The 13,142-nt window shown below is 52.1% G+C and carries 15 protein-coding genes and 1 pseudogene; 6 read left to right on the forward strand and 10 right to left on the reverse strand.

The window, feature by feature from the left end; all coding sequences use genetic code 11:
• Window positions 1-58: 58 nt before the first annotated feature.
• Complete coding sequence (locus NST26_RS31935; protein WP_340957240.1) at window positions 59-805, reverse strand: sugar phosphate nucleotidyltransferase; 747 nt, start codon at window positions 803-805, stop codon at window positions 59-61.
• Window positions 802-1,497, reverse strand: coding sequence for a TetR/AcrR family transcriptional regulator (locus NST26_RS31940; protein WP_340957238.1), 696 nt, complete (start codon window positions 1,495-1,497; stop codon window positions 802-804). Before NST26_RS31940 ends, NST26_RS31935 begins: the two co-directional genes overlap by 4 nt.
• A 311-nt stretch (window positions 1,498-1,808) precedes the next feature.
• On the opposite strand from NST26_RS31940, the gene NST26_RS31945 reads away from it, so the two are divergent.
• The 3 genes from NST26_RS31945 to NST26_RS31955 all read left to right on the forward strand — a co-directional run bounded on the left by NST26_RS31945 (window position 1,809) and on the right by NST26_RS31955 (window position 3,480).
• Window positions 1,809-2,606 carry an SDR family NAD(P)-dependent oxidoreductase gene (locus NST26_RS31945; RefSeq protein WP_340957235.1) on the forward strand — a complete coding sequence of 266 codons (798 nt, stop codon included), beginning with the start codon at window positions 1,809-1,811 and terminating at the stop codon, window positions 2,604-2,606.
• Window positions 2,607-2,842: 236 nt separating this feature from the next.
• On the forward strand, window positions 2,843-3,100 hold the full coding sequence (locus tag NST26_RS31950) for a hypothetical protein (RefSeq protein ID WP_076080793.1): 258 nt from the start codon (window positions 2,843-2,845) through the stop codon (window positions 3,098-3,100).
• A gap of 8 nt (window positions 3,101-3,108) precedes the next feature.
• Window positions 3,109-3,480: a retropepsin-like aspartic protease gene (locus NST26_RS31955; protein ID WP_340827684.1), complete on the forward strand. Its 372-nt coding sequence runs from the start codon at window positions 3,109-3,111 to the stop codon at window positions 3,478-3,480.
• A 408-nt stretch (window positions 3,481-3,888) separates the two neighbouring features.
• Here NST26_RS31955 and NST26_RS31960 read toward each other — a convergent pair whose 3' ends face one another.
• Window positions 3,889-4,203: a hypothetical protein gene (locus tag NST26_RS31960; protein ID WP_340957233.1), complete on the reverse strand. Its 315-nt coding sequence runs from the start codon at window positions 4,201-4,203 to the stop codon at window positions 3,889-3,891.
• Between the two features lie 165 nt (window positions 4,204-4,368).
• Here NST26_RS31960 and NST26_RS31965 point away from each other — a divergent pair.
• Window positions 4,369-4,452: pseudogene (locus NST26_RS31965) on the forward strand (helix-turn-helix domain-containing protein); the annotation flags it as partial.
• A gap of 93 nt (window positions 4,453-4,545) precedes the next feature.
• Here NST26_RS31965 and NST26_RS31970 read toward each other — a convergent pair.
• The 5 genes from NST26_RS31970 to NST26_RS31990 form a co-directional block, all read right to left on the reverse strand.
• Window positions 4,546-5,472: a copper amine oxidase N-terminal domain-containing protein gene (locus NST26_RS31970; RefSeq protein ID WP_340957231.1), complete on the reverse strand. Its 927-nt coding sequence runs from the start codon at window positions 5,470-5,472 to the stop codon at window positions 4,546-4,548.
• A gap of 132 nt (window positions 5,473-5,604) precedes the next feature.
• Window positions 5,605-7,335, reverse strand: a complete 1,731-nt coding sequence (locus NST26_RS31975; protein WP_340957229.1) for an Imm51 family immunity protein — start codon at window positions 7,333-7,335, stop codon at window positions 5,605-5,607.
• Window positions 7,336-7,570: 235 nt separating this feature from the next.
• Entirely contained in the window at window positions 7,571-8,080 is a 510-nt protein-coding gene (locus tag NST26_RS31980; RefSeq protein ID WP_340957226.1) for an SRPBCC domain-containing protein, read from the reverse strand.
• 23 nt (window positions 8,081-8,103) lie between these two features.
• Entirely contained in the window at window positions 8,104-8,424 is a 321-nt protein-coding gene (locus NST26_RS31985; RefSeq protein WP_209987492.1) for an ArsR/SmtB family transcription factor, read from the reverse strand.
• A gap of 104 nt (window positions 8,425-8,528) precedes the next feature.
• The gene (locus NST26_RS31990; RefSeq protein WP_173134098.1) at window positions 8,529-8,987 is read right to left on the reverse strand and encodes an Lrp/AsnC family transcriptional regulator; all 459 of its coding nucleotides are present in this window, start codon (window positions 8,985-8,987) and stop codon (window positions 8,529-8,531) included.
• A gap of 176 nt (window positions 8,988-9,163) precedes the next feature.
• Here NST26_RS31990 and NST26_RS31995 point away from each other — a divergent pair, with 176 nt between their 5' ends.
• Together NST26_RS31995 and NST26_RS32000 are read left to right on the forward strand one after the other, a co-directional pair.
• On the forward strand, window positions 9,164-10,306 hold the full coding sequence (locus tag NST26_RS31995; RefSeq protein WP_340957222.1) for a serine hydrolase domain-containing protein: 1,143 nt from the start codon (window positions 9,164-9,166) through the stop codon (window positions 10,304-10,306).
• Between the two features lie 23 nt (window positions 10,307-10,329).
• On the forward strand, window positions 10,330-11,556 hold the full coding sequence (locus tag NST26_RS32000; RefSeq protein WP_340958193.1) for an MFS transporter: 1,227 nt from the start codon (window positions 10,330-10,332) through the stop codon (window positions 11,554-11,556).
• Between the two features lie 146 nt (window positions 11,557-11,702).
• Here the strand turns inward: NST26_RS32000 and NST26_RS32005 are convergent, their stop codons facing one another.
• Together NST26_RS32005 and NST26_RS32010 are read right to left on the reverse strand one after the other, a co-directional pair.
• Window positions 11,703-12,548, reverse strand: a complete 846-nt coding sequence (locus NST26_RS32005; protein WP_340957220.1) for an anti-sigma factor — start codon at window positions 12,546-12,548, stop codon at window positions 11,703-11,705.
• Window positions 12,541-13,122: an RNA polymerase sigma factor gene (locus NST26_RS32010; RefSeq protein ID WP_036691711.1), complete on the reverse strand. Its 582-nt coding sequence runs from the start codon at window positions 13,120-13,122 to the stop codon at window positions 12,541-12,543. Before NST26_RS32010 ends, NST26_RS32005 begins: the two co-directional genes overlap by 8 nt.
• Window positions 13,123-13,142: the final 20 nt, after the last annotated feature.

Raw genomic sequence — 13,142 nt, forward strand, 5'->3', positions numbered from 1 at the left:
CGCACGGGAATGAGAAATTCTCTCTGTACCCGTGCGTTTTTTTGATTTTTAACCCAGGTTACTCTGCCTGTTCCCCCAGCCTCGCCCGCATCTGCGCATAGGCCTCCGGGGTGCCAACATCATCAATCGTCCCCTCCGTATAATAGGCCCGCATCTCCTGACGGGAATGCAGCCATTCGGGAAAATAACTCGGCGCATCCGGGTTGCCCCCCTCAGCCAGATAACGGGAGAACAGCGGCAGCGTAGACCGTTTGTAGATGTACAGCGCGAATACGCCAATGTTCGAGCGGGGCGCTTGCGGCTTTTCCTCAAGCGACAAGACCCGATTCTGCGCATCCAGCTCCGCCACACCGATACTGCGCAGCTCTGCCGGATCATCCACCGTCCGCACCAGAATACAATCGGTATCCACCTTGTGAAAATAGTCCAGATACCCCGCCAGGCCGAAGCCCAGCACATTATCGCCTGCCAGCACCAGCAGATCCTCCTGCGGCTGCTCCCGCTCCAGCACAAACTGGATATCGCCAATCGCGCCTAGCCGCCCCTCAGGAGAAGAAGTTCCATCGTTCAGGATACGGACCGGCTTGCTCCCCCGATACTGCCTGGCCCACTGTTCAAAAGCATGGAAGAAGCGGTCATTCGTCACCACAAGAATCTCCGAAATCTCCTCCAGCACCTCCAGCCGGGCGGCCAGCAGATCCAGGATCGTCCGGCTTCCCTGCACCGGCAGCAGCGGCTTCGGGGTGTCTAGCGTTAACGGATACAGACGGGTGGCATACCCCGCAGCCAGGATTAATGCGATCATCCTCTATCCGCTCCTCTGTCCGGTGTAGATGCTGCGAATAAGGCTCTGGACAGCAGAACCATGGTTTGTTTGTATATGGTATGGGCGGCATCGGCATCGCCAAGGAACCCGCCCATATACAGGTGAATTACACCGTGCAGCGATGACCATATGGCGGCGACAAGAGCCCCGGTCTCTTCCTGGTCCGAAATCAGTCCCTGCTGCTGGGCGGTAATGATTAGAACTTGTAATTGGCGTATGGCGGTCAGTGTTCCCTGCATACTCTCCGCATCCGGCTTGAACTCGGCAAAAGCTCCTCCAAACATCAGCTTGTAGTAGCTGCTGTGCTCCTGTCCGAACTGCCAGAAGGCTTCGCCCAGATCCAGCAGATGCTGTAACAGATCTGAAGAAGCCGGCACTTCTTCAAACCGCTGGGCCAGTATTTTGCAGCCCTCCAGATATAATTGCTGGGCCAAACCCTCTTTATTGACAAATAAACTGTAGATGATCTTGGTGGAACAGCCCATCCTTTGCGATACTTTACGCACCGTAACGGCCTCTGGCCCCTCTTCCTGGAGAATGGCAGCGGCGGCATCCACCACCAGCTTACGGAGATTCTCCGTATTTTGCAGACGGGCTTCCTGATATGTTTTTAATACCCGCCCCGTGGAGGGTGCAGGTTTGTCTTCGCTACGGATAAGAATCACCTTCATTCGGTTATCATGTTATTGACCAGCAACAGAGTTGCCGGGTTCTAACAGGAATTCTAAACATTTGAACATAGGTTGTCAATTGAACCCTCATGCGAAAAAAACAGATTGACACAGCAGTATTCTTTTGGTTACTATGATTCATATAAGAAACAGTGTTACCAATTGTATTAACGCCGCCGAACACGGACGTATACGGCTGAGAAAGAACTTATGCCACTACGAACGAACTTATGCCCGCTAGGATCGGTCATATTTTTTTCGCAATTTGGTAACGTTGTTTCCATAACACCGTTGTAGAAGGAGCAAAAACTATGAATATTAAAGGAAAATGGTCGTTGATCACCGGGGCCTCTTCGGGAATCGGCGAACAGTTCGCAAGACAATTAGCCAAGGAAGGCAGTCATCTGGTGCTGGTAGCCAGATCCAAAAACAAACTGGATGCGCTCGCAGCCGAATTGACCCGAAGCCATGAAATTCAGTGCCGGGTGATTCCCCAGGATCTATCGCTTCAAGGTGCTGCCGGAGAGTTGTATCAGACCTGCCAGCAGTTAGGCCTGAGCATCGATCTGCTGGTGAACAATGCAGGCTTCGCCACTCATGGCCTGTTCGAGCAGGTCTCCGGGGAGCGCCAGCATGATGAGGTGATGCTGAACGTCGCCGCTGTAGTGGATATGACTCATTTATTCCTTCCCGCAATGCTCCACAATGGGTCAGGCGCCGTTATCAATGTCTCGTCTACGGCAGGCTTTCAGCCGCTGCCTTATATGGCCGTCTATGGGGCGACCAAAGCTTTTGTCTTGTCCTTTACCGATGCCCTCTACTGGGAAAATCGTGATCGCGGTGTGCAATTCTTCGCCCTGTGCCCAGGCTCAACAGAGACGGATTTCTTCAACGTAGTGGGTACGGAGGATGCTTCCGTCGGCGGCGCGAAGGACTCGCCTGAGCGGGTAGTGGCAATTACACTGCGCGCTATGGCCCGAGGAAAACAGTACATTGTCCCCGGATTCCGCAATTACCTGGGCGCCCAGATCTCCCGCTTCATGACCCGCAGACAAAGCCTGCGGCTGGTCGGGAACATGCTTCGCCCGGCAAAGCCTAAGCAAGTTTAGTAATGCAAACGGAACATAATAAACGCAAATGAGCTACACGCCATTGTGTTGGGATGCGGGGGCAATAGTCTGGTGATTCCAACCATACGGGTCTTGTCCCCTTGTCCATAAAACACCACAATGGTTAATCTGGACAGGGGTTCATCATGGTTTAAGCCTAGCCTTAACATTCTCTGGTTGGGCTTTTGTGCTATACTGGGAGTAAATGCAAGTTAGGTTATCCGGAGGTGATGAGGATGCGATGGGAAGATGTCCGCGAGCAGTTCCCTGATGAGTGGGTGGTCTGTGAGGCGTTAAAGTCTCGTTCGGAAGACGGGTACTGGCTTATTGACGAAGTGGCTCTCATTGATCGTTTCGACGATTCAACGGTTGCCATGAAACGCTACTATGAATTGCATCGTGAACAGCCATACCGGGAGTACGGCTTTTTTCATACATCCCGCGAGGAGCTGAAGCTTCGGGAAAAATGGGCGGGGGTACGCGGGCCAAGATGAGGATTGACGTGAGATACGGGCTGCCTTTTATCGAAGTGATCATTTGTTACCACGGTGAAGAGCTTCATTTGAAGAATGTCTTGCTGGATACAGGCTCGGCAGGAACTATTTTCAACGCTGATGTGGTAGATGCCATCGGGGTTCAAATTGAACCTGGCGACTTTCTGAACAAAATCAGGGGTGTAGGCGGAGTAGAAGTCGTCTATTCCAAGCAGTTTGATTTTGTGAGTACGGGAGAGGTATCTCTGGGAGGGTTTGAAGTAGAAATTGGGGAAATGGACTACGGCATGGAGATTGATGGTATTCTTGGCTTTGACTTTATCCAATCTGCCGGGTTAGTGATTGATTCCAAAGAGTTGATAGTGGCGGCAAAAGAGTGAGCAATTTCAACATCATACAACGCTGAACTTTTGTTGCTATACCTATGCTTAGCGTTACTTAATAGAAGCCCTATCCAATAGGAGGCTTCTATTTTGCTTTGCAATATACTCGGCATTAAAGGAACGTAAGTTCTTTGTATGGGAATGGAGATGCGGTAACCTCCCCAAACAACTTCAGCAACACGCTACGCCGAATTGTAGCTCTGCACGTTCACGCCTCAGGAAGGCTCTAGAACAACCTCGCCCGACAATCTGCCAGCACCCCATCATACCTTCTGCTCTCTTCTGCCGTCACTCTCTCACGCAGCGCTTCAAATAACGCCAAGTGATAACAATAGCAGTAATAATGCGAGATGTTATCTCTATCCTCGTACGCTCCAAACCCCTCACTCTGTTCTGCATAGCGGTCTAGTAGATCTCTGACATCAAGCCCATATTGGGCAGCAGCTCTTCAGGATTATTCTCCAAGAAACAGAAATATTCCTCCAGAAGTCCAGTCTGCCCTGAGAGAATCTCAACCATATACAGGTTAGCACGTGCCAATCCTCTGAACTCCTCGGCAATTGCCTCCCCTTCTACCCCTAAATCCTCCATCCAGCCCAGCTCAGCATAGCGGTATACCCTCTCTCTAGCGTCGTCATACTTTTGCTGCTTTTGATAAGCGCTGCCCCACATCAGATGACTGAACCCAAAATAATAGACAAGCGGACGTTGCATGTCCAAAAGCGGTACCGAAAGCTCTTGATGAATATGCGGTTATTGTCAGCGGGTTGAGCGTAAAGCAAATCAGCACTTTGCAGAGGATTGTTAGCGAGGTTAAAGGAGCTTTTGAGACATAAGTATTCCTGAGGTGATACCATGAATTTACCATAATGTGTAGGAAATCGGATACGTGAACTCAGAAAGGCCAAAGGATGGACACAAGAGCAACTAACTGAGGCAGCGTCACTGCACTACAGTTACATATGTGGGCCAAGTTGAACGTTGGCTGGGCGGTTACGGACACCCAGCCTTACATTCTCTAGAGTCACGGCAATCCCAGAACAGCCACCATAGGATCACCCATCATTGTTCCTCTGGAATATCCACAATAATATAATTTTCCTTCAGTTTAGGTTGAGGAACCTCGGCTTCTTTATAAATAACCTCATTCCAGTTCTCCTTATTAATCAAACCATACCCCGTGGAAGTAATATGAGGCATCCAGCGAAAGCTTGCGAAGGTCGTAGCTGTAAAATCCGGTAAGGAACCATCCTGCTGCGTAAAAGAGCGGCCTATGAAATAAAGGTTCTCTTGCTTACCGGCCTTGTCGCCAGTGAGAGCCTGCCACTTAAGGTAAGCTGTGTTCTTCGTCAACTGATAGTAACGGATTACATTATTATTAACCTCGATGAACCGGTCCTTTGTAGTCGCCGGAAAATAATATTGGAGACTGGCGGTTTCCAGCGAGGGCTCAAAGTCCTCCTTGAGCTGTGAAACTCTGGGAAGATTAATCGCAACATTTCTTGCAGTGCTTAACTCGCTGCTCTTCACATCAGCCAACAATTTCGCGCTTGGTTTTGACACAAATGCCGTTTGGGTGTCTGGATTCCAAATTACTGAACCGTCCAACGCTTCGGCAACAAAACGTAAAGGGATCATGGTTTTGCCATTATGAATAAATGGAGCAGCGCTTAAGGAAACGGAAGCTCCATTTTTCAGTGCTGTTGTATTATTTATGGTCAACTGCAGACTTGTGCCACTCCCCTCCACGGTTACTTGCTTAGTCGCATTATTCCAGGCAAACGTTAACCCGCCTAAGCTTTGGAGTGAAGTCAGGCTAAAAAACACCTGATTCTTCTTGTTAAGAATGTCTTTGGCTTCTAAATCGTTATTATTCACAACTACTTGTGTTCCTTTGGGACTCTTGCCTGCTGCAGACGCCGTATGTGCTACCGGTGCCAGAAACGCAGCACATAGAACAATAGATGAACATAGGATCAACTTCCTCATTATACACCCTCCTAAATTTTACATTCTATATATGAGAGACGCAAAAAGATCCATAAAGTTCCTCGAAAGTACTCTTATAACAATACAGGACCGCCCTATAATACAGGCAGTCCCGTTATTGTCTTATCCGCGCTAGTCCAGCTCTGCACGCGAGAACAAATCGCGGATGAGCACATCATCCTCGCAAGCCAGCTTGAAGGCAGTGGCGAAGGCAACCAGCGCCTCAGCGTCGGAGGAATAGGCGCAGAACATACCTGCCTCCGGGTCGAAGTGGATAATACCGGCCAGCTCGGGCATCTTTTCCTCCAGGAATACCGCTGCCAGCGAGCCCCAATCATATCCATTGCCCTCGAAGCCCTCCTCCTCCCGTGCAGCGAATACCTCTGTCTTATAATTGCCAACGCTCAGAATGACCGACTTGCCGCCGTTATCCTGCTCCACGATTATAAAAGGCTTCAGATCTACAGCTCCCCCTACTTCTGCTTCCTTCAGCTTCTCAAGCAATTGTTCCTTCGCCTCATCCGTGAACCTGAGCATCCCTTCAGTCTCTACAATCCTTCCCTGCCGGATCCGCTCATCCAGCCAATCCGAGATGAAGCCCGGGGCATATCCGCCTGTGCTGAATTCACCGCCGAACGCGATCATTTTGGAATAAATCTCAAGATACTGGTCACGGCTCGTATTCGGGTAAGCGCTGGTATAGAGCCAGAACTGCAAATCATACATCAGGGTGGATTCTTCGTCCACATGAAGTGAGAAATGGCCCTTCTTCTCAACAATGCGGGTACATATCTTGCGGATAACGCCCTCTATATCGTCCATTTCGGTAACCTGGTCGCACAGCTCCTGAAGCAGCGGAGAGAATGGCGCGGACCCTACCTTCCGCAGATCCTCCTGCTTATCCTCCTCCGAGGTATCATAGACCTCCTCATTCACCAGCCCGCGAATGAAAGTCTCATAGTCCGGGGCCAGGAACGTAATCTCATAGTTGCTCTCCTGGTCCACATGAATCACCTCGGGTTCCCCTTCCGGGCCGCAGTGACGGTAATCCAGCATAATGACATCATGTCCTGCGGAGGGACAGTCGCCGAAGACCACGCCGATATCGGGGTAGCCCCACTCCTCAATCATGAAGCGGCTGCCCACCTCTCCGCAGAGGGAATAGAATTTGTCGCGGCCGATCCCGGCAATTCCCGAAATGGCGACATGATCTGCTGACCAGGAAGTGGGTTCATTCACCGGAAAACACGTATTGCGCGGAATCCCGCCGTTATGCTGCTTCATCATGGCGATGTAAGAGGCCGGCAGCTTATAACCCAGTTCCTGCTCCACAGAGGCAATCAGCTCGTCACTGGGCAGCGGAGAGACATACGACTTCAAGGCATAGTCGCTGTCCTCCCAGAAATCCGCGCAGTAGTCGAGGAATGCACCAAGGTCTCTACCGCCACCCTCTCTATTCACCTTCAAGGCCTCCAGCGCTTCGGCGCGTCTTGCCTGCTCTCTTGTCTCACGCAGTGCGCCTTCCCGGCTCCACTCCAGCATTCTCGCAGTATCCCCGTCTCCCGGCTCCAGCGCCTCCGCACGTTCAAACGCATGAATAGCCTGCTCATACTGCTTCAGGTGATAGTAGGAATACCCTATGCGGAATTGCCACAGCGGATCATCCTCGCCTTCCCTGGAGATGCTGCGCAGCTGCTCCAGCGCCTCCCCGTATTCACCCAGGTTATTGTAAGCTCTGCCTAATTGGCCGATACACTCATAATCTCTTGCATCCGGCGGAATCTCCAGAATACGGTCCACAATCTGCTGATATTCATCTTCTTCATGCCAACGCTTCACCTGTTCCAGCAACGCCTCATCCATGCCTTTGGCCCCCCTAATTGGACACTGCAAAACAAGCCTGTCCCCTATTCCGAAGGACTGCTTCTTGTCAGTATATTCGCTATTACCCATTCACCGGAAAAGCACAAGTAGAAACGGCTACGCCGTCCTTTTAAGGTAAACCCTATAACGGACCATCTCAAAAAGAGGTCGCCTCGGCCGGACACCCGGCATCAAGACAACCTCTCTATGAACGTTCAACCTATATTCCTTCAAGTTACTGAATGGATTGCAGGTGCTCTTCGAGCCGGTCCCAGGTTTCGGTGATCCCTTGCTCCATCCCCATATCCATGACCGTCTTGAGCGCTTCCTCCGAATCATACTTCGACCGGCTGACCAGCCTCGTCCCGCCCTCAACTTCTTCGAACCTCATACTGACCAGTGTAGACGGCATACCTTCCGTTTCATTGCCTTCGGCATCGGAGAAATAATCGGTATAGTCAAATCTCTCGCCATCGACAATCTCATGGTAGATGCCCTTGCCCCAGGATTCCATTCCGAAGAATTCCCCCTGCTGCTCATCCACACATTTCATACAATAATGCCAGATGCCGCCCGGACGAAAATCAACAGTGCAGAAGGGAACAATCCAGCCGCGCGGTCCCCACCACTGCTTCAGATGCTCTGCCTCAGAGAACACTTTGAATACCAGCTCACGCGGTGCAGCGAATACACGTTCCAGAACCAGCTCAAGACCTTCGACTCGGGAAATCATTGTGCCAGACATTCCTAATCCCTCCTGATAGTCATTCATTTGTCTTCGGACTGCAGCTGCCGCAGATAGTCATCCAGATTGTCGAAGCGTTCATTCCACAGCTTGCGGTAAGCTTCCAGCCAGGCATCCATAGCCTCCAGCGGCTCCGTACGCAGCCTGTAGTTCCGGCGGTTAGCCGCCGCTTCCACCTCAACCAGTCCGGCTTCCAGCAGCACACGCAAATGCTTCGAGGCCTGAGGCTGACGGAGCGCGAGCCGCTCGGCGATATCGCCTACGCTCATAGGCCCGTCCTTCAGGATCTCAACCATCCGCAGGCGGGTAGGCTCAGCAAGTGCGCTAAATGTCGTTGTGTCCATCATTTCCATATTCCTTTTATACAGCCTTTTAGTATCTGGGTACATTCTCAATATAACTTATCAGGAATATTCCCGTCAAGGAATATTGTTAGGATTGCTTATCTCTATTTAAGCAGATTTTCACCTGCTTCTTCCAGCGAAGGAAGGAGATTCTTATGATCTATTGGCGATGACATAACGATCAGAATCGTATAATTCCCGTATTTATCACACTGATTCCCAAACTCCTCAAGACCCTGTGTAGAGTCGGACATGACTTTTAACAGATAATTGTGTTCTCCGCTGATGCGGTAGCACTCTACGACATCGGGATGGGCACGGCAGAAGTCCACAAAAGCATGACACTCTCTGGAGTGGAAAAGGATATAAGCTGCGGCCTGTTTCCCGATCTTCTCCGGCGAGATAATCGTCCGGTACTCCTTGATCACTCCGCTTTCCTCCATACGCTTAACTCTTTCCGTTACTGCTGGCTGAGACAGACCTACGCTCTTCCCCAGCTCTGTCATGGATATTCTCGCCTGATTTTGCAGATGGAACAGAATTTGCTTATCAATAGAGTCCATTTTGACCCCTCCTTTAATTTTAAGATTATTTATTTAAAATACCTTAACTTTAAATGTATAAGGCGGATTTTAACGTTAATGGCTCATGTATTCAAGTTAATTTATTTTATATACTTTACTTACAATAGTAAAGCAGAAGCAGTGGCTGCTTTAACTGTAGCGAAAGGATGTTGAGTATGCTCCCGGAACGCATTAACAAGGTAATTGACAAGACAATAACAGACAAGCGCCTGGCAGGTGTTGTCATAAAGGTAGCATTAGATGGGCAACTCATCTACAGCCGTGCTGCTGGTTATGCGAGCCGCGAGCTAAACCAGCCTATGCGGGAGAACGCATTATTCCGGCTCGCCTCGGTATCCAAACCGTATACTTCTACGGCTGCTCTGATTCTGGTGGCGCAAGGGCGTCTGAAGCTGGATGACCGTGTAGACCGGTGGCTGCCGGGCTTTCAGCCACGGCTTGAGAACGGAGAGACTCCAGCAATGACAGTCCGTCACTTAATGACACACACCGCCGGTCTGACTTACCGCTTCTTTCAGGAAGAAGGCGGTTCCTATGAGCAGGCTGGCGTATCCGATGGCATGGATCAGTCCGGTATCACGCTTGAAGAGAACCTGAAGCGGCTCGCGTCTGTTCCGCTTCTCTATCATCCTGGCACCCAGTGGAGATATTCTATCGCAACAGATGTGCTGGGAGCAGTAATTGCTAACGTTAGCGGGAACACGCTCAGTGAAACGATCCGCTCACTTATTACTCGCCCCCTCGATCTGACGGATACCAGCTTCGTTGCCGTAGACCCGCAGCGCCTGACCTCAGCTTATGCCGATGATGTTCCGGGACTGCGGCTTATGGAGAATCCGGACAGATTGGCCTTCGTAGAAGGAACGGCAGGCTTCCGCCTTGCCCCGGACCGGGCGTTAGACAGCACTGCCTTTCCTTCCGGCGGAGCCGGTATGGTCGGCAGTGCCGGAGACTTCCTGCAGCTGCTGGAGACGTTGCGGAGGGGCGGAGCGCCGCTATTGCCGGAGTCTCTGGTCCGCGAAATGACGGCCAACCAGATTGGAGATCTGCCCATGCCCTTCTGGCCGGGACGGGGTTTCGGCCTCGGGATGACCGTCCTTAAAGATCCTGCTGCCGCCAACACTGCGGAGTCCCTTGGCACTTGGCGCATGGGCGGCACCTATGGCCATTCGTGGTTCGTCGATGTCAAGCAGCGGCTAAGTGTGGTAGCCTTTACTAATACCGCACTGGAGGGTATGTCTGGTCCGTTCACGGTTGATTTGTGCAATGCCATCTACGGCAGATTGGACCCGTCATGAACAACACCAATAAGACAATTGCGATGAGCAGCGGCACAATTGCTTCTCCGCAGCAAAGCTCCACTCCCCCTGCTCCAGAACGTCTTCCCTGGGCTGGATTGATTGCTCTGGCAATGACAGGGTTTATCTGTATTCTGACGGAGACGATTCCCGCCGGACTCCTCCTTCAGATCAGTACGGGTCTTGGAGTAACCGAGGCCATGGCAGGTCAGCTTGTTACCCTCTATGCCCTGGGCTCGTTACTCGCCGCCATTCCATTGACCACAGTAACACGCGGCTGGAGGCGGAGACCTCTGCTGTTACTATGCATCCTTGGCTTCCTCATATTCAATACCGTTACTGCCGTATCCTCGAGTTACCCTCTGACTCTTGCGGCCCGTTTCTTCGCGGGTGTGTGCGCGGGTGTCCTGTGGGGAATGATCGCAGGCTATACCCGGCGCATGGTACCAGAGCAGCTTAAGGGACGGGCAATGGCTATTGCAATGGCGGGAACACCACTTGCCCTGGCGCTTGGAGTCCCTGCCGGAACATTCTTGGGTGACCTTGCAGGCTGGCGTAATATTTTTGGAGTCTTGTCACTGTTCGCTCTGTTGCTAACCCTTTGGATACTCTGGAAGCTGCCGGACTATCCAGGAGAAGCTGCGGATAAGCGGCTCCCGCTAAATAAGGTGTTCACAAGCCCCGGAGTGCGGCCGATCCTGTTTGTCGTGCTGGCCTGGGTACTGGCCCACAATATCCTGTATACCTATATAGCACCGTACCTTACTCTGGCCGGACTATCCGGGCGCGTGGATCTGGTGCTTCTTATTTTCGGGATTACAGCACTTCTTGGCATCTGGTTAACAGGCGTGTGGATTGATCGTCATCTGAGGCTGCTGGTTCTGATTAGCCTGACCGCATTTGCACTGGCATCTGTTCTGCTCAGCATTGGAAGCGGCAAGCCTGTTGTAATCTATCTAGTAGCTGCTGTATGGGGCTTAACGTTCGGGGGAGCAGCCACGCTGCTGCAAACAGCCATTGCTGCAGCTGGCGGAGAGAGCGCAGATGTAGCGCAATCCATGCTTGTAACCGCATGGAATCTGGCCATTGGCGGAGGCGGTATAGCCGGTGGAATTCTTCTCGAAACAACGGGCGTTGTATCGTTCCCATGGGCGTTGTTTGTCTTGCTGGCCCTTTCGGTATGGATAGTCCGGTGCAGCAGAACGCATGGTTTCCCTCCCGGAACCGTGGATATCCAGCGCAATAAATAATTTCAATCAAATTAATGTAAGGCAACCTCACCATTCTCGTTCATCTGCTCATATAACACCTCATATTGCACAAAAACAGCCGGGAGCCCTCCCGGCTGTTCTGCTTGAATAGCAGTAGATCCCGCTCTATCTACGTTACTCCGCTGCTAACCCTGCTTAATCGGCGCTGCGAGAATCATCTTCCCGCGCGGGGTAACGCCCGCACCATCCGGCTCCAGTGTAACGGCTATGGTATCATAGGCCTTCGGGTCAAAGGAATAATACAGTGCCCCGTTTCCGTCCTGTGAGATGAAGGTGCCCGCATTCACCGGCTTGTCCCCCTTGATCAGCCATACCTGATAGACCTCCGTGCCAGTAAGCTCGGGTAGCTCTTCTGCCTGAAGTACAAGATGGGTGCCGGTAGGGTCTGCGACAATTGTTGCTGTACCTTTGGCGGTAATCCCTTCTCCCGCCGGACTAAGTGCTACTGCCTCATTCACCTTAAGCCCCTGGAGCGGTCCGGTGCCGGAGGCCAGCTGCTGCTTCAGCTCAGACACATTTCCGCGCAGCTGGCCGGTGTAGACGACCAGGAGCAGTACAGCCACAGCCAGTCCAAGGCTCAGGTACCCCCAGAAGCGGGTTCTCTTGGGCTCCGGGATGTTTAATTGGGGCAAGCCCTGCTCTGCTGGAGGAGTCCTCGCTGGCTCATGCTCCGCAGCCCGCTCTGCATCAGGCTGGATATTCAAGCGGGTCTCCGGCCGGACTGCCGGTGCACCCGCATTCCCGGACTCCAGCACCCGTGACAGGATGCGCTCCTTCATGCCGGAGGGCGGGTCAACCGGCTCGGATGCAAGCGGAAGATGGTCTAGTACCTGCCGGTATTCCCCCACCAGTTCTCTGCATTCCGCGCATTCTGCCGCATGGGCAGCGAATTGCTGCATTTCCTCCGCCGTCAATGCGCCCAGCGTATATAATTCGGCCAATTCACAGAGTTCCTCATTGTGTTCACTCATGCGCATGATCCCTCCTTCCCCAGTGCCGTAACGATTTGTGAAGCTGCTTCATCGCCAGCCGGACTCTTCCCTTGACCGTGCCCAGCGGGATTGCCGCAAGCTGTGCTACCTCCTGCTGGGTGTAGCCCTGGTAATAGATCATATCCATTACCTGTTGCTGGTCGCGGCTTAATCCCAGCAGCGCCTCTCTGATCTGTTCCCCCGCCATCTGCAGCTCAACGAGATCCTCGGTGAGCGCGCTGTGGTCCTGAACCTGCTCCAAATTCCCGGAATCGGCGGATTGCCGCGGCAGCCTGGCGTCCCGCTTACGGAGATAATCGATCGCCAGATTGCGGGTCACCGCGAACATCCAGGTGAGCAGCTTGCCTTTGCCGAAGTCAATCTGCCCCGCATTCTTCCACAGGCGCAGGAACAGCTCCTGCATAACCTCCTCGGCAGCCATCGAATCCTTCACGATCTGGTAAGCAAAGCTATAGATGACCCGTTCATACCGGTCATAGAGCAGTTCGAGGGCATTCGAGTCTTTCTGTGCAATAAGCAGAATTAACTGCTTATCGTCAGCTGTGTCATTCAATTGCCATCCCCCATTCAACA

It is taken from the genome of Paenibacillus sp. FSL R7-0128 (genome assembly GCF_038002245.1).
GTDB classification, from domain to species: Bacteria; Bacillota; Bacilli; order Paenibacillales; family Paenibacillaceae; genus Paenibacillus_AQ; species Paenibacillus_AQ silagei.